Source organism: Aquincola tertiaricarbonis (assembly GCF_023573145.1).
Lineage (GTDB): Bacteria > Pseudomonadota > Gammaproteobacteria > Burkholderiales > Burkholderiaceae_C > Aquincola > Aquincola tertiaricarbonis_B.
Map to the genome: position 1 here is coordinate 1479312 of NZ_CP097635.1, position 22462 is coordinate 1501773.

21 protein-coding genes are annotated in these 22462 nt (G+C 69.5%); 14 read left to right on the forward strand and 7 right to left on the reverse strand.

Annotated elements, in window-relative coordinates; all coding sequences use genetic code 11:
• Positions 1-22 precede the first annotated feature (22 nt).
• Positions 23-1459, forward strand: coding sequence for an ATP-binding protein (locus MW290_RS06840; protein WP_250196502.1), 1437 nt, complete (start codon positions 23-25; stop codon positions 1457-1459).
• On the opposite strand, the gene MW290_RS06845 is transcribed toward MW290_RS06840, so the two are convergent.
• The 7 genes from MW290_RS06845 to pedB all read right to left on the reverse strand — a co-directional run bounded on the left by MW290_RS06845 (position 1417) and on the right by pedB (position 7926).
• Positions 1417-2118, reverse strand: a complete 702-nt coding sequence (locus tag MW290_RS06845) for a response regulator (RefSeq protein WP_250196503.1) — start codon at positions 2116-2118, stop codon at positions 1417-1419. The two genes, MW290_RS06840 and MW290_RS06845, sit on opposite strands and share 43 nt — an antisense overlap.
• Complete coding sequence (locus MW290_RS06850) at positions 2115-3092, reverse strand: sensor histidine kinase (protein ID WP_250196504.1); 978 nt, start codon at positions 3090-3092, stop codon at positions 2115-2117. The genes MW290_RS06845 and MW290_RS06850 overlap by 4 nt, the downstream gene beginning before the upstream one ends.
• Positions 3085-4077 carry a tripartite tricarboxylate transporter substrate binding protein gene (locus MW290_RS06855; protein WP_250196505.1) on the reverse strand — a complete coding sequence of 331 codons (993 nt, stop codon included), beginning with the start codon at positions 4075-4077 and terminating at the stop codon, positions 3085-3087. Before MW290_RS06855 ends, MW290_RS06850 begins: the two co-directional genes overlap by 8 nt.
• Positions 4074-4889: a lanthanide ABC transporter permease protein PedC gene (pedC, locus tag MW290_RS06860; protein WP_375142831.1), complete on the reverse strand. Its 816-nt coding sequence runs from the start codon at positions 4887-4889 to the stop codon at positions 4074-4076. The genes MW290_RS06855 and pedC overlap by 4 nt, the downstream gene beginning before the upstream one ends.
• Positions 4890-5011: 122 nt before the next feature.
• Positions 5012-6196 carry a type 1 periplasmic-binding domain-containing protein gene (locus MW290_RS06865; RefSeq protein WP_250196507.1) on the reverse strand — a complete coding sequence of 395 codons (1185 nt, stop codon included), beginning with the start codon at positions 6194-6196 and terminating at the stop codon, positions 5012-5014.
• On the reverse strand, positions 6193-7173 hold the full coding sequence (locus MW290_RS06870) for a PQQ-dependent catabolism-associated beta-propeller protein (RefSeq protein ID WP_375142819.1): 981 nt from the start codon (positions 7171-7173) through the stop codon (positions 6193-6195). The genes MW290_RS06865 and MW290_RS06870 overlap by 4 nt, the downstream gene beginning before the upstream one ends.
• Before the next feature lie 39 nt (positions 7174-7212).
• Positions 7213-7926 (reverse strand): lanthanide ABC transporter ATP-binding protein PedB/LutE, encoded by a 714-nt coding sequence (gene pedB / locus MW290_RS06875; RefSeq protein WP_250196508.1) that lies wholly within the window; start codon positions 7924-7926, stop codon positions 7213-7215.
• A 493-nt stretch (positions 7927-8419) separates the two neighbouring features.
• Here pedB and xoxF point away from each other — a divergent pair, with 493 nt between their 5' ends.
• From xoxF to MW290_RS06940, 13 genes are all read left to right on the forward strand, one after another.
• Positions 8420-10240: a PQQ-dependent ethylene glycol dehydrogenase XoxF gene (gene xoxF / locus MW290_RS06880; RefSeq protein WP_250196509.1), complete on the forward strand. Its 1821-nt coding sequence runs from the start codon at positions 8420-8422 to the stop codon at positions 10238-10240.
• A 103-nt stretch (positions 10241-10343) separates the two neighbouring features.
• Complete coding sequence (locus MW290_RS06885) at positions 10344-10730, forward strand: c-type cytochrome (protein WP_375142820.1); 387 nt, start codon at positions 10344-10346, stop codon at positions 10728-10730.
• Positions 10731-10741: 11 nt separating this feature from the next.
• Positions 10742-11629, forward strand: coding sequence for a quinoprotein dehydrogenase-associated putative ABC transporter substrate-binding protein (locus MW290_RS06890; RefSeq protein WP_250196510.1), 888 nt, complete (start codon positions 10742-10744; stop codon positions 11627-11629).
• A 16-nt stretch (positions 11630-11645) separates the two neighbouring features.
• The gene (locus MW290_RS06895) at positions 11646-12692 is read left to right on the forward strand and encodes a tetratricopeptide repeat-containing S1 family peptidase (RefSeq protein ID WP_250196511.1); all 1047 of its coding nucleotides are present in this window, start codon (positions 11646-11648) and stop codon (positions 12690-12692) included.
• Between the two features lie 31 nt (positions 12693-12723).
• Positions 12724-13455: a hypothetical protein gene (locus MW290_RS06900; protein WP_250196512.1), complete on the forward strand. Its 732-nt coding sequence runs from the start codon at positions 12724-12726 to the stop codon at positions 13453-13455.
• A 48-nt stretch (positions 13456-13503) separates the two neighbouring features.
• Entirely contained in the window at positions 13504-13890 is a 387-nt protein-coding gene (locus MW290_RS06905; RefSeq protein WP_250196513.1) for a hypothetical protein, read from the forward strand.
• 12 nt (positions 13891-13902) lie between these two features.
• Entirely contained in the window at positions 13903-14886 is a 984-nt protein-coding gene (locus MW290_RS06910) for a quinoprotein relay system zinc metallohydrolase 2 (protein ID WP_250196514.1), read from the forward strand.
• Complete coding sequence (locus tag MW290_RS06915; protein ID WP_250196515.1) at positions 14883-15728, forward strand: quinoprotein dehydrogenase-associated SoxYZ-like carrier; 846 nt, start codon at positions 14883-14885, stop codon at positions 15726-15728. The genes MW290_RS06910 and MW290_RS06915 overlap by 4 nt, the downstream gene beginning before the upstream one ends.
• A 40-nt stretch (positions 15729-15768) precedes the next feature.
• Positions 15769-16734: a YVTN family beta-propeller repeat protein gene (locus MW290_RS06920; RefSeq protein ID WP_250196516.1), complete on the forward strand. Its 966-nt coding sequence runs from the start codon at positions 15769-15771 to the stop codon at positions 16732-16734.
• A 90-nt stretch (positions 16735-16824) separates the two neighbouring features.
• Positions 16825-17367, forward strand: coding sequence for an SRPBCC family protein (locus MW290_RS06925; protein ID WP_250196517.1), 543 nt, complete (start codon positions 16825-16827; stop codon positions 17365-17367).
• Entirely contained in the window at positions 17351-18409 is a 1059-nt protein-coding gene (locus MW290_RS06930) for an MBL fold metallo-hydrolase (RefSeq protein WP_250196518.1), read from the forward strand. The genes MW290_RS06925 and MW290_RS06930 overlap by 17 nt, the downstream gene beginning before the upstream one ends.
• Positions 18410-18588: 179 nt before the next feature.
• Entirely contained in the window at positions 18589-19674 is a 1086-nt protein-coding gene (locus tag MW290_RS06935; RefSeq protein ID WP_250196519.1) for a DUF4123 domain-containing protein, read from the forward strand.
• 19 nt (positions 19675-19693) lie between these two features.
• Positions 19694-22462 (forward strand): T6SS effector BTH_I2691 family protein, encoded by a 2769-nt coding sequence (locus MW290_RS06940; RefSeq protein WP_310740109.1) that lies wholly within the window; start codon positions 19694-19696, stop codon positions 22460-22462.

Consider the following 22462-nt stretch of genomic DNA (forward strand, 5'->3'; position numbering starts at 1 on the left):
ATGTTTAGGAAGGAAAGCGCGCATGCAGGTCTCCAAGAACGAGCTGCTCGCCGTGCTGGCCCAGTTCAACCCGTGGTGGCGGGGAGAAGCCATCGCCGACCTGCCGGGCTGGCGCCGGGCCGCTTTCAGGGAGCTGTCGTCGTGGATGACGCAGCCGCCCGCCCCGCGGGCGGTGCTGCTGTCGGGTGCGCGCCAGATCGGCAAGACCACCTTGCTGCTGCAGGCCGCCGACGCCCTGCTGCGACAGGGCGTGCCAGCCGCCAACATCCTCTACGCCACGTTCGACCATCCGATCGTCAAGCTGGCAGGCATCGACGCGGTGATCAGCGCCTGGCGCGAGCGTGAGCCGCGCGTGGATGGCCCGGAATACCTGCTGCTGGACGAGGCCCAGTTCATCCGCGAATGGGGCACCTGGGTGAAGCATCAGGTGGACTTTCGCAAGGACCGCCGCATCGCCTTCACCGGCTCGGCCATGCCGCTTGTGGAAGCCGGCCAGGAATCGGGTGTGGGCCGCTGGCACACCATCCGGCTGACGACGCTGTCGTTCTACGAGTACCTGCAGATCAAGCAGCTGCAGTTGCCGGCGTTGCCACGCCTGCGCAGCCTGCGCGACCTGATGGGCTGGAGCGCGTCCGACTTCTACCGCGTCACCGACCTGGCCGTGCCCTACGTGGGCCACTTCCATGAGTACCTGGTGCGCGGCGGCTTTCCGCAGACGGCCCAGGTGGACAGCATCACGCAGGCGCAGCGGCTGCTGCGCGAAGACATCATCGACAAAGTGCTCAAGCGCGACATGACCGCGCTGTTCGGCGTGCGCCGCGTGCTGGACCTGGAGCACACCTTCCTGTACCTGTGCATGCACGACGGCGGCCTGCTGGACATGGTGGACCTGTGCGGCAACCTCGAAGTCAAGCGGCCCACGGCGCAGAGCTTCATCGAGCTGCTGCAAGCCACCCATCTGATCTATCGACTGGCCCCTTTCGGTTACGGCAAGGACGTGCTGCGCGCCCGCTTCAAGATCTACCTGGCCGACGCCGCCATCGCACCCGCGGTGATGCTCAAGGGCAAGGCCATCCTCGAAGACCCCGCCGCCCTGGGCGTGGCCACCGAGACGGCGGTGTTCAAGCATCTGTTCGCGCGCTACTACGCACAGAACGTGCGCTTCAGCTACTGGCGCGGCAAGCGCGACCATGAAGTCGATCTGGTGGCCGAGGTGGGGAGTGAGCTGATCCCGTTCGAGGTGAAGTACCGCGCCCAGCACACCGGCACGCGCGAGCTGAAAGGCCTGGTGGAGCTGTGCAGGTCGCGGCAGATTGAGCGTGGCTATGTGGTCACCAAGTCGCTGACCGACTTCGGCCCCATGGAGGGCCTGGACACCGCCGCGCAGGTGATGCGGGTGCCCGCGCCGCTGCTGTGCTACTGGATGGGTGCGAGCGAGGTGCCGGGCGACGATGACTGACCGGAGCCCCCCGGGGCGCCGTGCCCGATCACCCCATGCCGCAGCGCCAGGTGCACCAGCGCGGCGGTGGTGCTGACGCCCAGCTTCTCCTTGATCACCGTCTGGTGGTTGCTGACGGTCTTGGGGCTGAGCTTCAGCGCCTGCGCGCATTCGGTGGCCGAGGCGCCCTGGGCCAGCAGGCGGAAGATCTCGAACTCGCGGCTGCTGAGGGCGGCCAGGCCGCTGTCGGCATCGGCCTGGCCGGTGGCGGGTGCATCGAGCAGCCAGGCCGGCAGCTCGGCGGCCAGGTAACGCTCGCCGCGGGCCAGGGCGCGCACCGCGTCCACCAGGCTTTCGGGGGCGCTGGCCTTGGTGAGAAAGCCGCGCGCTCCGCTGGCCAGCGCCTGCCGTACCAGGGTGGGGCTGTCGTGCATGCTGAACACCAGCACCCGCGCCCGCGGCTCGCGGCGCAGCACGCGGCGTATCAGGTCCAGCCCGCCACCGCCCGGCATGGTGAGGTCGGTGACCACCACGTCGGGCTGGTGCTGCAGGTAGGCGGCATAGGCCGCGTCGGCATCGGCGGCTTCGGCCACCACGCGCAGGTCGGGCTCCAGCGCCAGCAGGCGCTGGTAGCCGCTGCGCACCACCGGATGGTCGTCGGCCAGCAGCACACGGATCATGCGGCGTCCTTCAAGGCGTTGGCGGGCGCGGCCAGGCGCTCCGCCGGAATGTGCAGGTGCAGTTGCACGCCGTTGCCGGGCGCGGCCACGATGCGCAGCTGGCCGCCCACCATCGCGGCCCGCTCGGTGCAGCCCAGCAGGCCCAGGCCCGGCGTGGCGGCCTGCGGGTCCATGCCCACGCCGTCGTCGCGCAGGGTCAGCCGCAGGCCGTCCACGTCGTGCAGCTGCAGCCGCAGGCTCACCTGCCGTGCCTGCGCGTGGCGCTGCACGTTGGTCAGCGACTCCTGCACGATGCGGTAGACGGTGATGTTCACCAGGTCGGGCAGCGGCTGCGACAGCCCCTGCTGTTCCAGCAGGCAGGGCACGCCCACGCGGCGCGACCAGGCGCCGCACAGGGCCTGCAGCGCCGCCTCCAGGCCCAGCGCGTCCAGGTCGGCCGGGCGCAGCCGGCGCAGCAGCTCGCGCACCTGCTGGTACATGGTCTGCGCCGCCAGGTCGGCGCGCGCCGCGGCGGCCAGCAGCGACACATCCTCGGCCCGGGCACAGCGGCGCAGCAGCGCGGTTTCCACGCGGATGGCGCTGCAGCCCTGGCCCAGCTCGTCGTGCAGCTCACGCGCCAGCGCCAGCCGTTCACGCTCCTGCACCCCGATGAGGTGGTGCGACAGCTCCCGGTTGTGGGCCAGCAAGCTGGCGGCGCGGGCCTCGGCCTCGCGGCGCAGGGCCAGCTCGCTGCGCATTTCCTGCGTGCGGCGGCCGGCGTACCAGGCCAGGCCGAAGGCCAGCACCGTGAGCGTCAGCGGCAGCTCGTCCAGCTCCCAGCGCTCGAAGCGGCCCAGCCAGCGCACCATGCGCTCATGCAGTTCCAGCGACACCGAGAGCACGAAGCACCCGGCTGCCAGCGCCAGCACCCAGGCCAGGTCGGTACGCCAGCGGCCGGCGGCCGGGCGCCGGGTGGGCGCGCGCCGTTCAGCCACCGGTGCTCTCCTTCGCCAGGCCCAGGCGTTCCACGTTGATGCGTTCCTGCGCCAGCATCTCGCGGCAGGCGCGGGCGTAGTCGGCCGGGCCCAGGTAGTCCAGCTCCTGGTCGTACTTGGCGATCTCGTTGATGAAGACGGGGTCGAACATGGCCTTGCGGAAGGCGTTGTGCAGCGTCTCGACCACCGGCGCCGGGATGCCGCGCGGGCCGGCCAGGCCATAGGGCGATTGCGCCACGATGTCGAAGCCCAGCTCACGCAGCGTGGGCACCGTGGGCCAGCGCTTGGAGCGCTGCGCCGCGAAGGTGGCCAGCAGGCGCAGCCGGCCCGAGTCCACCGCCGGGCCGAAGCCGGTGGAGTTGACGCCGGCCATCACCTGGCCCGACGCGATGGCATTGATCTGCTCGGCCGTGCCCTTGTAGGGCACGTGGATGTAGCGCAGGCCACGGGCGGTGAACAGGCTTTCCAGCACCACGTGCGGCGTGGTGCCCACGCCGTTGGTGGCGATGCTCAGCTCACCCGGCCGCGCCTTGGCGTACGCGAACATCTCTTCCAGCGACTGGAAGCTGCTGCCCGCCTGCACCAGCAGGCCGAAGGTGACGCCGGAGACCTGGATGATGGGCGTGGTGTCGCGCACCGGGTCCCACAGCACCTTCTGCGTGTGCGCCAGGCGGAACACCGGGTACGGCAGCTGGGCGATGGTGTAGCCATCGGGCGCCGCGCTGTGCAGGATGGGCATGGCCAGCGTGCCACCGGCGCCGCCGCGGTTCTCGGTGATCACCGTCACGCCCAGCTGGCGGCCGGCCAGCTCGGCCAGCACCCGCATCGAGATGTCGGTGGCGCCGCCGGCCGCCCAGGGCACCCACAGCGTGATGGGCCGGCTGGGGAATGCCGGCGCGGCGGCGCTGACTGCCGACCAGGCGCCGCCGCCCAGCGCCCAGCCGCCAGTGCCGGCCAGCCATTCACGGCGGGTCATCTTCTTCATGCCGGACCCCCACCGCGCTTGGCCAGGCCGCCGAAGCCGCGCTGCGGGTCGTAGCCCCAGCAGGCCACCACGAAGAACACCGCCAGGCAACCCAGCACCACCCAGGGCGCGGCGCCCGGGTCCTTGCCGTAGAGCGCGAAGCGGATCCACTCGATGGCGTGGGTGAAGGGGTTGAAGCGGGCCAACTGGTACACCCACTCGGCGCCCGATTCCTGCAGCTTCCACAGCGGGTAGAGCGCGGTGGACATGAAGTACATCGGGAAGATCACGAAGTTCATCGTGCCGGCAAAGTTCTCCAGCTGCTTGATGTGCACCGACAGCAGCAGCCCCAGCGCCCCCAGCATCAGCGCACCGCACAGCAGCGCCAGCAGCGCATGCAGCCCAGCCCAGCTGAACACCGGCAGGTCGGTGCCCACCAGCAGCGCCACCGCCACGAAGGCCAGCGCCTGCAGCACCGACAGCAGCGCAGTGGCGCACAACTTGCAGAACAGCAGCCAGGGCCGCGGCAGCGGCGCGGTGAGCAGCAGCCGCATCAGCCCCATCTCGCGGTCGTACACCATCGCCAGCGACGACTGCATGCCGTTGAACAGCAGCACCATGCCCACCAGGCCGGGTGCGATGTACACGTCATACGGCACGTAGGTGTCGTAGGGCTCGACGATCGACACGCCGAACACGTTGCGAAAGCCCGCGGCGAACACCGCCAGCCACAGCAGCGGCCGCACGAGTGCGCTCACCAGCCGGCCGGTCTGCTGGCTGAACTTGAGCACCTCGCGCAGCACGATGGCTTGCAGGGCCTGCACACTATGCAGGACACCCCTGCGACCCTTGGGTGTTTCAGCCCCTCGCCCGACGCGTACGTCGGTCGGTCCCCCGAGGGGACCCGGGCCGGCTTGGGAGCGGCCCGGCGGGGCGGTTGGTGTTGCGGGGTCGGTCATCGCGCCACCTTGCACAGCTTCTCGGGCGCGTCGGCGCCCAGCGTGTCGAGCACGTTGCTCGGGTGCAGCAGCCCTTCTATGGGCGCCTGCGCGATCACGCCCTGGCCGTCGGTCAGCAGCAAGGTCTGGCGCAGCTGGCCGTCCCAGGCGCGGAAGCTGAGCGGCGTGCCCTTGGAGCCATCCAGCGACAGCTTGGGCAGGGTCTGCGTCCAGGCCGCCGCGGTCGGCGCCTTGGTGCCCGCGGGCTGCGCGGTGGCCAGCGCGATCAAGGCCTTGCCCGCCATCCAGGAAGCCCAGTCCTGCGCCGTCATCGGCCGCTGGTGCGCCTTGGCAAAGCGGCGCGCCACCTGGGGCGCGCCATAGCGCTCGAACTGCGCATGCCAGCCCACCGCCACCAGGCCGCCATCGCCCACCACCGGGCGCGGCAGCACCGTGCGGTAAGGCATGTTGCGGGCAAATTCACCATCGCTGTCCACCACCCACACCGCGTCGTAGGTGGCGCCGCCGGTCAGCAGCAGCGGGTTGGCCAGGTCACGCTCGCGCGGGTCGGCCGAGAGCTTGAACGGCTTGCTGGCCACCACCTGCAGCCCGTAGCGCTTGAGGGAGGCCTGCACCGTCAGCGCCCGTTGCTGGTCGGCCGGCGTGGTGCCGGTGAGCAGCAACAGCTTGCTCCACTTGCGTGACACCAGCAGCTGCGCCAGCGCATCGGCGCGCATGCGCTCGCTGGGCAGCAGGTGATACAGGCGCGCCCGGCAGTCCTGCTGGCGCAGCCGGTCGTCGGCGGCGCCCACGTTCAGCACCGGCAGCTTCACCGCATCGGCCACCGCCAGCGTCCAGTCGGCCGGCAGGTCGGTGATCAACACCGCGGCGCCGGCCTTCTCGGCCGCCTGGGCGGCGGCCTTGGCCGCTTCCAGCGAGGCGGCTTCGCTGGTGGTGAGCGCGATCTCGTGGCCGGCTGCGTCCAGCTCGAAACGGCCCTCTTCCATCGCCACCGCCAGGCCGTCGGCGGCCGGCCCGGTGGGGTGGCCCAGGTAGGCGCGCTGCACGCGCGAGCGCTCCAGCCGCGCGTCGTCCTGCGGCGCAATCAGCGTGGCCTTGAGCGTGGCCGCCTGCGCCGGCCGCAGGCCCGGGCCGGCCAGCGCAACGCCGGCCAGCACGGCAGCAAGCGCGGCCTGCTTCATTCGACGATCACCAGCCCGTAGGGCACACGCCCCACCGGGATGCTCTTGAGCGCCTTGCCACCGGCCACGTCGACCACCGTCACGTCGTCGCTCAGGCCGTTGACCACGTACAGCCGCTGCTCCGCCTTGTCCAGCGTGACGTTCCAGGCCCGCTTGCCCACCAGCACCAGCTGCGTGACCTTGCGCGTGGGCACGTCGACGAAGGCCACGTGGTTGGCACGCCCCAGGGCCACGAAGGCGCGCTTGCCGTCGCGCGTCATCTGGATCCCCACCGGGGTGATGTCCTGCTCGCGGGCGCCCTTGACCTCGAACTTGAGACTGCCGGCCACGCTGTGGTCGGCGGTGTTGACGATGGTGACCGTGGCGTCCAGCTCGTTGGTGATCCACAGCTGCTGGCCATCGGGCGTCAGCGCCATGCGCCGCGGCCGCTTGCCGGCCTTGATGTTCTTGACGATCTTGCCGCTGGCCACGTCGATCACGTGCACGAGGTTGGCCACCTCCGACGTGACGTAGAGCGTCTTGCCGTCCAGGCTCACCTTCACGCCCTCGGGCTCGCCGCCCACCTTGACCGCCTTGGTCTTCTTGCCGCTGGCAAAGTCGATGAAGCTGGCTTCGCCGTCGTCCTCGTTCGAGACGTAGATGGTCTTGCCGTCGGGCGAAAGGTCGAAGGCCTCGGGCTCGTCGCCCAGCGGAATGCGGCGCAGCGACTGGTTGGTGGCCGGGTCGATCAGGTCGGCCGCATTGCTGTCGGTGCACGCCACCAGCAGCTTGCGGTCGGGCGTGAGCATCATGTGGCGGCCGCGCTTGCAGGTGGGCACCGTGCCCTTGACGGACATCGTGGACAGGTCGATGAGCGTCAGCGCGTCGTCCTTCTCGCTGGACACATAGGCGGTGCCTTGCGCCGACACGGTGCCGCAGAAAAGGGCCGCAGCCAGTACCACGGCAGCGCGCCGGGCGGTCATCAGCGGATGGGTCATGGCTCTTTGTCTCCTGGGTTGTCGTTGTGGGAAAGCAAGTCAGGTGGTGCGCTGGATGAAGCCGGCTTCGAGCGTCGGACCACCCAGTGCCTGGGCCACCTCGGCCGGCGTGCCATCGGCCAGCAGGCTGCCCTTGTGCAGCACCAGCACGCGGTCGGCGGCCTCGGCCTCTTCCACCCAGTGGGTGGCCCACAGCACGCAGGTGCCACGCTCGCGCACGTCGGCGCGTATGGCGGCCAGCAGGTCGCGGCGCGACTTGGGGTCAAGGCCGACGGTGGCTTCATCCATCAGCATCACACGCGGTTCGTGCAGCCAGGCACGCACGAGTTCCACCTTGCGGCGGTTGCCACCCGACAGCTCTCGCACCTTGCGGTCGAGCTTGGGTTCGAGGTTGAGCCGCGCGCAGCCGGCTTCGATGCGCTGCAGCGCCAGCCGGCGTGGCAGGCCGTGCAGATCGGCCTGGAACAGCAGGTTGCGGCGGATGCTCAGGTCCAGGTCCAGCGACATCTGCTGGAACACCACGCCGATATGCCGCAGTGCAGCAGTGGCTGCGTGGCGCAATGAATGACCGGCCACCTCCACCTCACCTTCGTCGGCGGCGAAAAGACCGGTGAGCACCTGGAACAAGGTGGATTTGCCCGCGCCATTGGGCCCGAGCAGGGCGGTGAATTGGCCCGCGCTCAATTGCATCGTCAGCGACTGCAGCGCGGTGTGCTTTCCATAACGCTGGGTAAGGCCTTGGGTACGGAGCATGGGGTGACGTCTGGTTGGCCCGAAGGCCTGCAACTTCCGCGCCTTTGCACGCGCTTGCACGCAGGTGAAGGCACACGTCCTGGTGACCATTCTGCGGCACGCCGGGCGCTGCCCTCTTGTTGCAACACTCTGCGCCAAAAATGCGGCCCGCACTGTGGCGCAGGTCTTTGTACCGCACCCGGCTGCTGCCGCGCACCGCCACCCGCGATGGCCGCCCGGCCTCAGTGCTTTCCCGGGTGTTCAGTTGCCTAGACAGGCGAAATAGCCGTTGCAGGTGGAATTGCAAGCCGGCTTTTTGCAGGGTTTCACCTAGGCCCACGTGAACCCTTCACACATCCGGCCTTCGCCGACCCGCGTACGGTCCGCCAGCCGCATCCGCAGCCCGCCGGCATGGGCATGGTTGTTGCGGACCGGCCAGCCTGCGTACACGCTTCGAAGGACTTCGGTGGTAGGCCTTCGCACAACCAAAGACCACCCTGAGAAGGAGACATCGATGAAGCTTTCCCGGCAATCGAGCGTTGGCGTCTTGCAGCGCTTGGGGCTAGCGTTGTTGGCTCTTCCGGCCTTGGCGTTCGCCAACGCCGATGTTGAGAAAAACATCGCCAATTCCAAGAACTGGGCGACCCAGGCTGGTGACATGTTCAACCAGCGCTACAGCAAGCTGAACCAGATCAACAAGAACAACGTCGGCAAGATGCAGGTCGCGTGGACCTTCTCCACCGGCGTGCTGCGCGGCCACGAGGGCTCGCCCCTGGTGATCGACGGCACCATGTACCTGCACACGCCGTTCCCCAACAAGGTCTTCGCGCTCGACCTCGACACGCAGAAGATCAAGTGGAAGTACGAGCCCAAGCAGGATCCGGCCGTCATTCCGCAGATGTGTTGCGACACGGTCAACCGCGGCCTGGCCTATGCCGAAGGCAAGGTCATCCTGCAGCAGGCCGACTCGATGCTGGTGGCGCTCGATGCCAAGACTGGCAAGGTGATCTGGCAGACCAAGAACGGCGACCCCAAGCTGGGGGCGGTGAACACCAACGCGCCGCACGTCTTCAAGGACAAGGTGATCACCGGCATCTCCGGCGGTGAATGGGGTGTGCGCGGCTTCATCGCGGCGTACAACCTGAGCGACGGCAAGCTGGCCTGGAAGGGCTACAGCGTGGGTCCGGACGCCGAGATGCTGATCGACCCCGAGAAGACGATGACCTGGACCGACGGGCAGATGAAGCCGGTGGGCAAGGACTCGTCGCTCAAGACCTGGCAGGGCGACCAGTGGAAGATCGGCGGCGGCACCACCTGGGGCTGGTACAGCTACGACAAGGCCACCAACCTGATGTACTACGGCACGGGCAACCCGTCGACGTGGAACCCCTCGCAGCGGCCGGGTGACAACAAGTGGTCCATGACCATCTTCGCGCGTGACCTGGACACCGGCGTGGCCAAGTGGGTCTACCAGATGACCCCGTTCGACGAGTGGGACTTCGACGGCATCAACGAGATGATCCTCGCGGACATCGACGTCAAGGGCAAGCCGACGAAGGCGCTGGTGCACTTCGACCGCAACGGCTTCGCCTACACGATGGACCGCGTGACCGGTGCGCTGCTGGTGGCCGAGAAGTACGACCCGGTGGTGAACTGGGCCACGCACGTGGACATGAAGACCGGCCGCCCGCAGGTCGTGTCCAAGTACTCCACGGCGCAGAACGGTCCTGACGTCAACACCAAGGGCATCTGCCCGGCGGCACTGGGCACCAAGGACCAGCAGCCGGCGTCGTTCGACCCCGAGACCAAGCTCTTCTACGTGCCGACCAACCACGTCTGCATGGACTATGAGCCGTTCAAGGTCGAGTACACCGCCGGCCAGCCGTACGTGGGTGCCACGCTGTCGATGTACCCGGCCCCGGGCAGCCACGGTGGCATGGGCAACTACATCACCTGGAACGCCGGCACCGGCAAGATCGTGCAGAGCAAGGCCGAGAAGTTCTCGGTGTGGAGCGGCTCGCTCAACACCGCGGGCGGCCTGAGCTGCTACGGCACGCTGGAGGGCTACCTGAAGTGCGTCGACAAGAACGACATCAAGAAGGAACTGTTCAAGTTCAAGACGCCCTCCGGGATCATCGGCAACGTGTTCACCTACGAGCACAAGGGCAAGCAGTACATGGGCGTGTTCTCGGGCATCGGTGGCTGGGCCGGCATCGGCATGGCTGCGGGCCTCGAGAAGGACCAGGATGGTCTGGGCGCCGTGGGCGGCTACCGGGAACTGTCCCAGTACACCGAACTGGGCGGTTCGTTGACAGTGTTTGCTCTGCCCAATTGATCGGGCAAGAGGTTTAAAAAGGTTGGATGGGTGGGGGGCAGGTTCCCGCCGGGCCATCGGCGGGCCAGCCCCCTTTTTTTTCGGATCTCAAGGACACAGACTCATGAAGTTGAAGCAGACGCTGGCGCTCCTGGCCTGCGCAGGGTTCACGATGGCCGCGACGGCGCAGGACAAGCTCTACACCGTGGTGGACGGCACCAAGGTGGATGCCAAGACGATGGAAGGCTTTCGGGCCTGGCGTGCCGCGGCTTGCGACCGCTGCCACGGCGCCAACCAGGAAGGCATGGTCGGCCCTTCGCTGATCACCAGCCTCAAGACGCTGAGCAAGGAAGACTTCGTCAAGACCGTGCGCGACGGCCGGCTGGACAAGGGCATGCAGAGTTTCGGCACCAACAAGATGGTGATGGACAACATGGACAACCTGTACGCCTACCTGAAGGGCCGTTCGGACGGCGCCATCACCCAGGCCAAGGTCACCCCGATTCCCTGAAGGACCCCGTCATGACCGCACGCAAGCTTTACCGGCGGTTGGCCGCGGCCACGCTGCTCGCGGTGGCGGCAGCCGGCCCTGCGCTGGCCCAGGCGCCTGCGCCGGCGGCGGATGACCCGGCTCCACGCAAGGCGCTGCGCGTCTGCCAGGACCCCAACAACCTGCCCTTCTCCAACGTCAAGGGCGAAGGCATCGAGAACCGCATCGCCGAACTGTTCGGCCAGTCGCTGGGTCTGCCGGTGACCTACTACTCGTTCCCGCAGCGCATGGCCTTCATCCGCAACACGCTGCGCTACAAGCTGCCGGGGCAGGACTACCCCTGCGACATCGTGATGGGCGTGCCCGTGGGCTTCGACCAGGGCGTCTCCGTCACCAAGCCCTACTACCGCTCCACCTACGCGCTGGTGATTCCGCGCGGCAAGGGCATGGACAACGTGGCCTCGGCGGACGATTTCCTGAAGCTGCCGCCGCAGAAGCTCAAGTCGCTGAAGATCGGCATCTACGACCGCTCGCCGGCCAGCGACTGGCTCAAGAAGCACGACCTGGTGGACCAGGGCGTGCCGTACAAGATGATGAGCGCCGACCCGGCGCAGTACCCCGGCCAGATCATCGAGAACGACCTGGCCGCCGGCACCATCGATGCCGCCGTCGTCTGGGGCCCGATCGCCGGCTACTTCGCGCAGCGCGTCAAGCAGCCCGCGCTCACCGTGCTGCCGCTGAAGTCGGAAGAAGGCGTGCAGTTCGACTATGCGATGGCGATGGGCGTGCGCTACGGCGAGCGTGAATGGAAGCAGCAGATCGAAGGCCTGATCAGCACCAAGCAGGCCGACATCCAGGCCATCCTGAAGGAGTTCGGTGTTCCGTTGCTCGACAACACCGCGGGCGAACGCCGCAACTGAAGGCGGCACCGCCTCGATGAGGCTCGCCAGCGCAGCCACGGCGCTGCTGGCCGGCCTGGTGGTGCCGCATGCCCAGGCGCTGGAAGGTGCCGACCTGGTGCAGGTGGGCCAGAGCATCGTGAAGGTGGAAGCGCTGCGCACCCAGGGCGGCTATTCGCTGGGCAGCGGCGTGGTGGTGGCCGAGGACCGCGTGGTCACCAACTGTCACGTCACGCGCGATGCCGGCCAGGTGAACGTGCTGCGCGGCGGCCTGCGCTACACCGCTGAGGCACAGGCCAGCGACACGCTGCACGACCTGTGCGTGCTGGCCGTGCCGCGGCTGGGTGCACCCGCCGTGGCCCTGGCCGAGCAGGCGCCGCAGCCCGGCCAGTCGGTCAGCGCGATCGGCTTCACCGGCGGGCTGGGCCTGCAGCACAGCCCCGGCCGGGTGGTGGCCCTGCACCGCTACGACGGCGCTGAGGTCATCCAGAGCACCAACTGGTTCACCTCCGGCGCCAGCGGCGGCGGCCTGTTCGCCGACACGCAGCAGCTGGTGGGCGTGCTCACCTTCCGCCTGCGCGGCGGCAACGCCCACTACTTCTCCGCCCCGGTGGCCTGGCTGCGCCCACTGCTGGCCGAAGGCGCACTGCAGCCCATCGCGCCGCTGCAGGGGCAGCTCCAGCCGTTCTGGGAGCAGCCCGTCGCGGCCCAGCCGCGCTTCCTGCAGGCGGCGGTGTTCGCGCGTGAACGCCGCTGGCAGGAGCTGGACAGCTACGCCAGCACCTGGGCCCGCGAAGACCAGAGCGATGCCCAGCCGTGGCTGATGCGCGGCCTGGCCCAGCAGGAGATGGGCCGGCTGCCCACCGCGCAGCGCTACATCGAACGCGCCCTCACCATCGAGCCGGCTTCGCGCATCGCCTTGCTGCGCCTGGGCCTGGTGCACGTGGCGCAGGGCCACATCGACAAGGCCAAGGCCGTGCTGCTGAGGCTGCAAAGCCTGCGCTCGGACCTGGCCGGCGAACTCGACCGCGCCCTCGACCGGGCGCTGGAACATGCCACCGAGCGTGTGTCGGAGCGGGGTTGAGCCGCCCTTCACCCCCCAGCCCACACACCCCATGCAGTCCCCCTCCTTCACCCCCCACCCCGGCCTGTACGGCCGCCGCCACCTGCTCGCGCTGCTGGCGGCCACCCCTGCCCTGGCCCTGCCCGCCTGGGCGCAATCGGGCAGCGGCGACATCTCCGCGGCCGAGCGTGCCCTCTTCATGCGACCGCACCTGCTGAACGCCCAGCCCGGCCAGGCGCTGCAGTACGGCTTCCGCCATGCCGGCTCGCTGGACGCGCCCTTCGACGACCGCGTGACCATCTCGCTGGGCGCCCGGCCCGAAGGCGGCTGCTGCAGCGCCAGTGGCCAGTTCCTCACCGCCGAGCGCGCGGTGCAGTTGCCCGAGCTGCCGGTGGCCACCAGCAACCCGGTGATCCTGTACTTCCTCGAGCGCGACGTGCGCGAAATGCAGCGGCTGACCAAGGGCCAGCAAAACCACTTCCGCAAGCGCATCCGCGTGGCACTGGCCGAGCGGGCCCAGATCCGCGAAGTCAAGCTCAGCTGGCGCGGCCAGCCGGTGGAAGGCAGCGAAATCAGCATCGCGCCCTACCTGGACGACCCCAACCGCCCGCGCTTCGAGCGGTATGCGGGCAAGACCTACCTGTTCGTGCTCAGCGAGGCCGTACCCGGCGGCGTGGTGGCCTTGCGCACCACGGTGCCCGGCGCGGCCGGCACCGCCGAGCCGCTGATCGAGGACACCCTGACCCTGGACGGCGCAGAGCCCCCGACCCGCGCCCGCAGCTGACACACCCACCCGACCGCCCTCACACCTCCGCCACCCTCACTCCACGCCATGAGCCACCTTCGCACCCTCCTGCGCCCCGCCACCGTGCTGGCCCTGACCTGCGCCGCGCTGGGCAGCGCGCTGGCCGCCGACACGCCCAACGATTACCCCACCATCGACCGCGTGGTGTACGTGCAGGAATGCATGGCCACCCATCCCGGACCGCAGTTCGAGATGATGAACAAGTGCGCCTGCGCGCTGGACGCGATGGCCCGCGAGCTCAAGTACGACGACTACGTGGAGATGAGCACCGCCGCCAAGGCCACCAGCATCGGCGGCGAACGCGGCAGCTACATCCGCGAGGCACCGGCGCTGCAGAAGGACATCAAGCGCTACAAGGAGCTGCAGGCCAAGGTGGAAAAAGGCTGCTTCCTCGGCCCGGCCGTGCAACGCTGATCGGCCCACCCCATGCGCGCCCTGGCCCCCCTGGCCTGGCTGGCCGTTGCGGCCTGCCTGCAGGCGGGCGCGCCTGCCGCACGTGCGGCGGTCACCGCGCCGGAGCCCACGCCCGCCCCGCTGCCGGTGACACAGGTGGCCCCGGGCGTGTGGGTGCACACCGGTGCGGTGGACGACTGGCAGCCCCGCAACGGCGGCGACGTGGCCAACCTGGGCTTCATCGTCGGCAGCCGCTGCGTGGCGGTGATCGACAGCGGCGGCACACCCACGCTGGGTCAGGCGCTGCGGCGCGCGGTGGCGCAGGCCACGCCGCTGCCGGTGTGCTACGTGATCAACACCCATGTGCACCCCGACCACCTGCTGGGCAACGTGGCCTTTCGCTCACCCGGCTCGTCCACACCGGGTGCCGAGGCCCCGCGTTTCGTCGGCCATGCGCGGCTGGCGGCGTCGATCGCGGCGCGCGAGCCTTACTACCGCCAGGCGCTGCAGCGCGAGTTCGGCCTCACGATGCCAGCCACCGACATCGTGCCGCCCACGCTGCCGGTGGAAGGCAGCCTGACGCTGGACCTGGGCGAGCGTGAGCTGCGGCTGCAGGCCTGGCCCACCGCGCACACCGACAACGACCTGACCGTGTACGACGTGCGCAGCCGCACGCTGTTCCTGGGCGACCTGCTGTTCGTGCAGCACCTGCCGGTGGTGGACGGCAGCCTCAACGGCTGGCTGAAGGTGATGGACACGCTGGCCACCCTGGACGTGGCCCTGGCCGTGCCCGGCCACGGCGCCGCCGGCACCGACTGGCCGGCCTTGCTGGCACCGCAGCGCCGCTACCTCGAGGCGCTGCGCACCGACACGCGCGCGGTCATCCGCGCCGGGCAGCCGCTGTCCAAGGCCATGACCACGGTGGGCCTGGAGGCGGTGGGCCCGTGGCAGCTGGCCGAGACCTTCCACCGCCGCAACGTCACTGCGGCCTATGCCGAACTGGAGTGGGAAGAATGAAGCACCGCCGCCAGCTCCTGATCATGGCCCCGTGGCTGGGCCTGGGCCTGGCCGCCGCCGGCCCGCTGCAGGCCGCGCCCAGCTCGCGCGAAGACCAGCCCGAGGCCAGCCCGCAGTGGCTCAAGGTGCGCGCCAGCCTGTTCGGCCAGCGGCCGATCACGCCCGCCACACCTGAGCAGCTGCAGCTGGACGCGCCCGTGCGCGCCGAAGACGCGGCGGTGGTGCCCATCGCCGTGCGCTCGCGCCTGCCCACCACCGGCGACCAGCGGCTCGAGAAACTCTGGCTGCTGATCGACAACAACCCCTCACCGGTGGCCGCGGTCTTCACACTCGCACCGGGCAGCGGCCAGGCCGACATCGAGACGCGGGTGCGCATCGACGAATACACCCACGTGCGCGCGGTGGCGCAGATGAGCGATGGCCGGCTGCTGATGGCCACCCGCTGGCTCAAGGCCTCGGGCGGCTGTAGCGCCCCCCCGGGCAAGGACCCGGCCGCCGCCCAGGCCAGCCTGGGCCGCATGCGCCTGAAGGTGGAAGGCGAGCCGCAGCCCGGCAAGCCGGTGCTGGCCCAGCTGATGGTGAGCCACCCCAACAGCTCGGGCCTGGCGATGGACCAGCTGACGCGGCACTACATCCCTGCGCACTTCGTGCGGCGCATCGACATCACCTACGCCGGCCAACCGGTGCTGTCGGCCGACCTGGACATCTCGATCAGCGAGAACCCGAACCTGCGCTTCTGGTTCGTGCCGCAGGGCGCGGGCGAGTTGAAGGCCGAGGTGGTGGACAACCAGGACCTGCAGTTCCGCAGCAGCCTGCAGCTGCAGCCGGCACGGGCACTGTGAAGGCCGCCATTTGAAAGCACTGAGTTTGAAGGCACTGAGTTTGAAAGTACTGAGCTCGCTGCTGACACTGGTGCTGGTGCTGGTGCTGGTGCTGCCGGCCGCCGCCGCGCCGCTGGCCTGGGTCACCAACCAGGGCAGCCACGACGTCTCGGTGATCGACCTCGGCCGCCAGGCCGTGGTGGCCACGGTCAAGGTGGGCCGCTCGCCGGCCGGCGTGGTGGCCTCGGCGCGGGCGGGCAAGGTGTTCGTCAGCAACCCCGACAGCAAGACCATCTCGGTGATCGACATGGCGCGGCGCGAAGTGGTGGACACGCTGCCCGCGGGCGCGGGGCCGGTGGGCATCGACGCCGCGCCCGACGGCCGGCGCCTTTATGTGGCCGACTGGTTCGCGCAGAAGCTGCTGGCCTACGACGTGGCCACGGGCCGCCTGCTGGCCGAGGTGCCGCTGGGCCGCGCCCCGGCCGGCGTGGCGGTGCATGCCGACGGCCACACCGTGTACGTGGCCGAGCGCGACGACGACCGCATCGCGGTGGTGGACGCCGCCACGCTGCAGGTGCGCGGCCATGTGGCCGTGGGCACACACCCCTTCGCGCTGCTGCACGACGCGGCGCGCAACCGGCTGTACGTGCTGAACGTGCAGAGCGACGACCTCACGGTGCTGGACACCGCGCCGCCGCTGCCGGTGCCGCTGGCCACCGTCAAGACGGGCAAGGCCCCGTACGGCGCGGCGCTGGCCGATGGCGGCGCGCTGCTGTACGTGACCAACCAGCATGCCGACAGCGTGAGCGTGATCGACGCCAACACCCTGCAGCCGCTGCGCACGCTGGCCGGCTTCGGCTACCCCGAAGGCATCGCCGCCTATGCCGACCGCGTGGTGGTGGTGAACTGGATGGACGACCGCATCAGCGTGCTGGATGCGCGCAGCGGCCAGCCGCTGGCTACCGTGGACACCGGCCGCAACCCGCGGGGCTTCGGCGCCTTCATCGCCGAGCCGCCCCCGCCTTGACCGCCCTGACAACGCTTTTCAACCCGACCTGACGAGGAGACCGACCGCATGCCGAACCGCCCCCGTTGCCTGCCTGCCGAAGGATGCCAGGTGCCAGCCCCACAGCGCCGCCTGTCGCTGTGCGCCGCCGCCGTGCTGCTGGCTGCCGCCAGCCTGCCCGCCGCCGCCCACGGCCCCACCCGCCAGAAGGTGGTGGAGACCATCCAGATCAACGCCCCGGCCGATGCGGTGTGGGCCCGCATCAAGAACTTCGAAGCGCTGAAGGACTGGCACCCCGCGGTGGCCACCAGTCCGGCCACGCAGGGCAACACCGTGGGTTCGGTGCGCAACATCACGCTCAAGGGCGGCGGTGAGCTGACCGAGACGCTGGAGGCCTACAACGACGCCCAGCGCAAATACAGCTACCGCCTGAAGGACGGCGGCGCGCTGCCGGTGACCAACTACACCTCCACCATCACCGTGACGCCGGACGGCGACGCCAAGAGCACGGTGGAATGGCGCGGCGCCTTCTACCGCGGCTACCCCAACAACGACCCGCCGCCGGACAAGAACGACGAAGCCGCGGTGGCCGCCGTCACCGGCGTCTACAAGGCCGGGTTGCAGAACCTCAAGCAGCTTGCCGAGCAGAAGTAGCGGCCCCGTTGCCGGCCCGGGCCCGGGCCCCGATACCGCCCGCCGCCGCTGGCTGCGCGGCGCCCTGGCCACCGGCCTGGCCGTGCCGTGCCTGCACGGCGTGGCCGGCTGCGCCGCGGGCGGACCGGCGCAGGCGCGTGAAGGCCCCCTGCCCACCGACGCCGAAGCCACGGTGCAGCCAGTGGCACCCGGCGTGTGGATGCTGCCCGGCCGGGGCGGCGAGCCCGACGCGCGCAACCTGGGCCGGGTGGCCAATGCCGGCTTCATCGCCGGGCCGCAAGGCCTGCTGGCGGTGGATGCCGGCACCTCGCTGCTGCACGGCCGCGCGCTGCTGCGCGCGATACGGCGCACCAGCCCGCTGCCGCTGCAGGCGGTCGTCATCACCCAGACCAAGCCCGACGTGCTGTTCGGCGCGCCCGCCTTCCGCGAGGCGGGCGTCCCCATCTGGATGCACCGCGACGCCGCCACGCTGATGGCCGCCCGCTGCCAGGTGTGCCTGGACCGGCTGAACCGCGAGGTGGGCGCGCCGGCCATGACCGGCACCGCGCTGTACCAGGCCGACGAACTGCTGCCCGGGGGGCGCCAGCTGCGGGTGGGTGGCGGCCGGCCGGTGGTGCTGCTGTACGCCGGCCACACCAGCGGCCCTGGCGACCTCGCGGTGCTGGACCGCAGCACCGGCGTGCTGTTCGCGGGCGGGCTGGTGGAAGGCCGGCGCATCCCCAACCTGCACGATGCCGACCTGCCCGGCTGGCAGGCCGCGCTGCAAGGCCTGCAGCGCCAGGCCGATGCCGGCCAGATCCGCCAGGTGGTGCCCGGCCACGGCCCGCTGTCCGGCCCCGAGGCCATCGGCGAGACCGCTGGCTACCTGGCCGCGCTCGACGCGCAGGTGCGCACGCTGCTGGAAGCCGGCGTCTCCCTCGGCGAGCTGCCCGCCCGCGCCACGCTGCCGGCCTACGCCGGCTGGGACGGCTACCCGGCCATCCACCGGCGCAATGCGGCAGAGCTGTATCTGAAGCTGGAACAGCAAATCCTGCACGGCTGATACTCACCCTCAGATCGGCGGCCGTACGGTCGATCACAGCTTGGCCGGCGCCAACCAGGTGCCGGGCGCCCTCTTCCAAGCACCAAGCAGACCCGTGCCGCCATGATCATGCAAGGCCCCGCCGCATCCGCCCCTGCAACCCGCGCATCTTCAGCGTCACCTCAGGCCCGAGGTGACCGATGCGCCAACCCGCTTCCACGGCAACGCCGTGGCACATCAAGCCCTGGTACCTGGACCTCAGCGCCGGACAGGCCGAACACATCCGGCAGCTCGGCAGTCAACTGCAGCACGCGATCGACACCCGGCCGCCGGCATGGCTGGTGCTTGACGGTTGGGACGGCAACCCCGCCGCAGGGCGGCTGCAGGCGCTGTACCCGGCGTGGGCCGCCGAACGCCGCACCCTGCCCGACCCGGCCCTGCGCGGGCTGGAGGGTCTGGCGCCGTGCCTGCTGCCCTTGCAAACGGGGCCTCAGCATGAGCCCGACGTGGCACGGCGCCAGAACCTGATGCACGACCTGCTGGGGCTGATGTGGCTGGACAACCAACGACGGTTGGTGCGACAGCACGTGTGCGGTGTGGTGTTCATCGGCACGAGCGTCGAAGAACTGTTCACGCAGTGGCTATTGCTCAGGCACCAGCGGCCCAACGACGGGTCTGGCGCCTTCGAGTTTCGGCACCACGATCCACGTGTGCTGCAGCGCGTCTGGCCCAACCTCGGCAACGCGCAGCGTGAAGCGCTGCTGGGGCCGGCACACAGCCTGTGGCAACTGGGCGCCACGTGGGGACCGTGGGCGCCGCAGGACATCGCGCGCCACCAGCGTCAACTCGTCGGGCACATCGGCGAATGGCGGGTGTTCGACCGTGCGGAAGTCCAGGCCCCGCCGCTGCCCGCGCACCGGCTGCTGAATGGCCTGCAGCGTTGGCTCGTCAGCAGCGCCCCCTGCGGCCACCAGGTCTGGCTGACCCTCGCGCTGCGCGGCTTGGCGGCCTGTGAACAGCCCACCGACCTGGAGATGAACCAGCTGCTGCGACAGGCCCAGGACTGGGGTCTTCAGCGCGGGCAACAGTGGCAGGACTGGGTGTTGTGGACCTGGCTGGGCACCGGCGACGGGACGACCGGGGCCGCCAGCTATCCACGCATCAGTTGGAACACGCCAGCCTGGCAAGCCCTGGCGACGCGCATGAAGGAACTGCTGCGTCAACAACCCACGCTCGGCGTGCCCGAGCTGGTTGAACTCAGCCAGGCCACGGAGCCGCTCTTCTGACCCTGCAGCGAGGCCCGCCATGCCCTGCCCCACCCCATGCGCACAGTGCGACCGCACCGGCCTGCCAATCCTTTTCACCCGATACGCCACCGCCTACCACCACGACAGCAGGCTGCTGAAGAAGCTGCAACAGCTGTCACCCAAAGGGCGGCTGCAGGCTCACCCTGGTGGCGTGCCCCTCAAGACTGCGTGTTATGGCGTGCGCATGCTGCGCGAGGGCTACCTGTATCTGGTGATCGAGCGCACGGGCCCCAGCTACCCCGAAGACCATCTGGCTTACAGCGTCCACGCGCACGGCTACCTCAACGCCTTCATGCCAGCGTTGGACAGCCAGCCTGCGCTGCCCAAGGTGGCCTGCGACGTCGACACCCGCGCGGCCAACAACAGCCTGGTGTTCGTGCGTGACGCCAGGACCGTCAAGACCCTGTGGTACGTCTTCCACCCCAACGCGCTGGCCGACGACACCTGGCAAGAGATGCGCCGCCACCCTGCGGACCACGGCATGCAGCGCTTCGACGTCCGGGCCTGGGCAGGCGGGCAGCACGAGGCCGAGCACAGCATGCTGCCCGACCAGCTGTCCACCCGCGTGCTGGAGTTCGCCGCGCTGCAGGACAGCGAGGCCAGGGACGCCAGTGAGGGCAGCCTCTTTGGCCTGATGGGCGTCACCCCCACGGAGCGCGGCTGGGGCAGCTACGACACCACCGTGGGCGAGCTGATGCGAGAACACCAGGCCGGCCACGTCACCACCGAACAGGTCCGTGGCGCCGCCCAGCGTGACGGGCAAAAGGGTTGGGCCCACGATGCCACGCCCACGGTGATGACCAACCCCGACTACACCGAGGTGCACGGCCGCAGGCTGGGTCAGATCCTGCAGCTCCTGCAAAGCCACAAGAACGCGCAGGGCCAGCCCGGCGCCGTGCTGGCCTGCCTGGACCCGGTGGGCATCACGCAGGAACTGGCGATGGCGCAGACCGAGGCCGCGGTGCAGTACGTCCAGTGGCTGCTGGCCACCGACGACAAGGGCGTGAGCAACCGCATGAAGGACGCCGCCGTCCACGGCATTGAAACGGTACGGGCGGCGCTGGCGAGCAAGGCCGTGCAAGCCATCGAAGACACCGTGGCCCGCCTGGAGGCCAGCGCGTCGCGCGTCGACGCGGGTCAGGTGCCCGGTGCCGCCCCCGGGGCAACGTACCGCGTGCGCCAAGCCGACGGCAGCGCCAAGACCCTGACGCAGGACGAACTCAACCGCCAGCGCGCCCAGCAGATGCGTCTGCATGCGCTGGAGGCCCGGGCCGGCGAAGCCGCGGCGCAGAAGAAGGCCGCCGACGATGTGGAGCAGCTGGTAGACCGGGTCGCGCTGGAAGCCTTCAAGCAGGAACACCGGCAACAGATCGAGCGGCGGGACATGACGATGAACGCCTTGTTCGACGACCTGGCGCCCTGGCTGGACGCCAAGGCACCGTGGCAGCCCGTCTTCAAGCGCTACACCAGCAGCCGACCGGAGATCGGCGCCCTGTGCGCGGGCCAGCTTTGCACCATCTTGCTGCATGTGGACAACAGCCCCAAAGGCCGCGCCTACCTGCGGGCACGTGACGTGTTGATGCCCGGCGCTCAGCAACTGGTCTGGCGGATGATGGTGTTGAACAACGGCGAGATCGCCGCCGAGATCCAGCAGGCTCTGGAGAGCCTGGTGCAACCGGTGCCCAGCGTGCTGGACGCACAAGCCGATGGCCAGGCGGCACAGGCCGCAGCAGCGATGGCCAAGGCCATCACCAGCAGCAAGAAGTTCATCGACGGAGCCACCAAGGCACGCAAGGCACTGGACACCTTCAAGGACGTGACCAAGCCGCGGGGCGAACGCCTGACTGCGGCAGGCGATCTGGTCAAAACAGGGCAGAACAACATCGGCAGTCTCATCGCCGCCTTCGCCGTCAACCAGATCAAGGCCTGGCCGGCTTCCACCCTGGAAAAACGGCTGGCGCAAGCCCAGTTGCTGCAGCTGGTCCACGGCATGGGCGACAGGGCTGTCGACTTTGTCAACCGGGCGGGTCAGCGCCCGCCGGGCAACCCGGCCAAGCGGGCGCGTGAGCTGCAGGCGCGACTGAACACGACCGCCGCGGCAGCCGCCAGCCAGGCCGGCAAGCTGCGCTTCGCCGCGGCCGGCGCCGCCTTCGACAGCCTGGGCCTGGCCCCCGCGCTGCGTCGAGCGGCCGTGCGCCAGGACGGCCGAGCGCTGGCCGAAGCCGCCAAAGCCCTGGTGGACACCGCCGCGGCCATCAAGGGGTTGCGCACGTCGGTCTATGAGACCTTGTTGTGGAAGGAACTGCCAGAGGTCCAGGCCGGTGTCTATAGCCAAGGCCTCAAGGCTGCGAACGCGAGCGAGCTGCGTCGGCTCAAAGTGTCCGCCGCACGCTGGGTGTCTGCCGGCACCGCCATCGGGGTGGTCATGGATGGGTTTGATGCGGTGGAGGCGGGGAAAAACGGAGACTGGAAGTTGGAAAGTGCGTATTGGTCAAGAGCAGCTATCGGCACGGGAACCATTCTCTCGACGATGGCTGCCGCAAGCTACGAGAGGCTGCCGCTCTTGCTGATGCGTTTGAACCTGGTGCTGGCGGTTGCTGCGGCAATTTTGACCGCCCTCATCACTCAACTGAAGGGCAAGACCTGGGAAAACTGGCTCCAGAGACAGCCCTTTCATCAGCAAGATAGTCATAAGACCCTCTATACCAGCGAGCGCGCACAGACGCTGGAACTGGGAGAAGCGCTGGCGGAACTGGAGGCAGAGTAG

What these genes read in the sequence shown, in the direction of transcription:
- MW290_RS06840 (WP_250196502.1), top strand. Translation starts at nt 23, where the DNA reads ATGCAGGTCTCCAAGAACGAGCTGCTCGCCGTGCTGGCCCAGTTCAAC.
- MW290_RS06845 (WP_250196503.1), bottom strand. Translation starts at nt 2,118, where the DNA reads ATGATCCGTGTGCTGCTGGCCGACGACCATCCGGTGGTGCGCAGCGGC.
- MW290_RS06855 (WP_250196505.1), bottom strand. Translation starts at nt 4,077, where the DNA reads ATGAAGAAGATGACCCGCCGTGAATGGCTGGCCGGCACTGGCGGCTGG.
- MW290_RS06865 (WP_250196507.1), bottom strand. Translation starts at nt 6,196, where the DNA reads ATGAAGCAGGCCGCGCTTGCTGCCGTGCTGGCCGGCGTTGCGCTGGCC.
- MW290_RS06870 (WP_375142819.1), bottom strand. Translation starts at nt 7,173, where the DNA reads ATGACCCATCCGCTGATGACCGCCCGGCGCGCTGCCGTGGTACTGGCT.
- pedB (WP_250196508.1), bottom strand. Translation starts at nt 7,926, where the DNA reads ATGCTCCGTACCCAAGGCCTTACCCAGCGTTATGGAAAGCACACCGCG.
- xoxF (WP_250196509.1), top strand. Translation starts at nt 8,420, where the DNA reads ATGAAGCTTTCCCGGCAATCGAGCGTTGGCGTCTTGCAGCGCTTGGGG.
- MW290_RS06885 (WP_375142820.1), top strand. Translation starts at nt 10,344, where the DNA reads ATGAAGTTGAAGCAGACGCTGGCGCTCCTGGCCTGCGCAGGGTTCACG.
- MW290_RS06890 (WP_250196510.1), top strand. Translation starts at nt 10,742, where the DNA reads ATGACCGCACGCAAGCTTTACCGGCGGTTGGCCGCGGCCACGCTGCTC.
- MW290_RS06895 (WP_250196511.1), top strand. Translation starts at nt 11,646, where the DNA reads ATGAGGCTCGCCAGCGCAGCCACGGCGCTGCTGGCCGGCCTGGTGGTG.
- MW290_RS06900 (WP_250196512.1), top strand. Translation starts at nt 12,724, where the DNA reads ATGCAGTCCCCCTCCTTCACCCCCCACCCCGGCCTGTACGGCCGCCGC.
- MW290_RS06905 (WP_250196513.1), top strand. Translation starts at nt 13,504, where the DNA reads ATGAGCCACCTTCGCACCCTCCTGCGCCCCGCCACCGTGCTGGCCCTG.
- MW290_RS06910 (WP_250196514.1), top strand. Translation starts at nt 13,903, where the DNA reads ATGCGCGCCCTGGCCCCCCTGGCCTGGCTGGCCGTTGCGGCCTGCCTG.
- MW290_RS06915 (WP_250196515.1), top strand. Translation starts at nt 14,883, where the DNA reads ATGAAGCACCGCCGCCAGCTCCTGATCATGGCCCCGTGGCTGGGCCTG.
- MW290_RS06935 (WP_250196519.1), top strand. Translation starts at nt 18,589, where the DNA reads ATGCGCCAACCCGCTTCCACGGCAACGCCGTGGCACATCAAGCCCTGG.
- MW290_RS06940 (WP_310740109.1), top strand. Translation starts at nt 19,694, where the DNA reads ATGCCCTGCCCCACCCCATGCGCACAGTGCGACCGCACCGGCCTGCCA.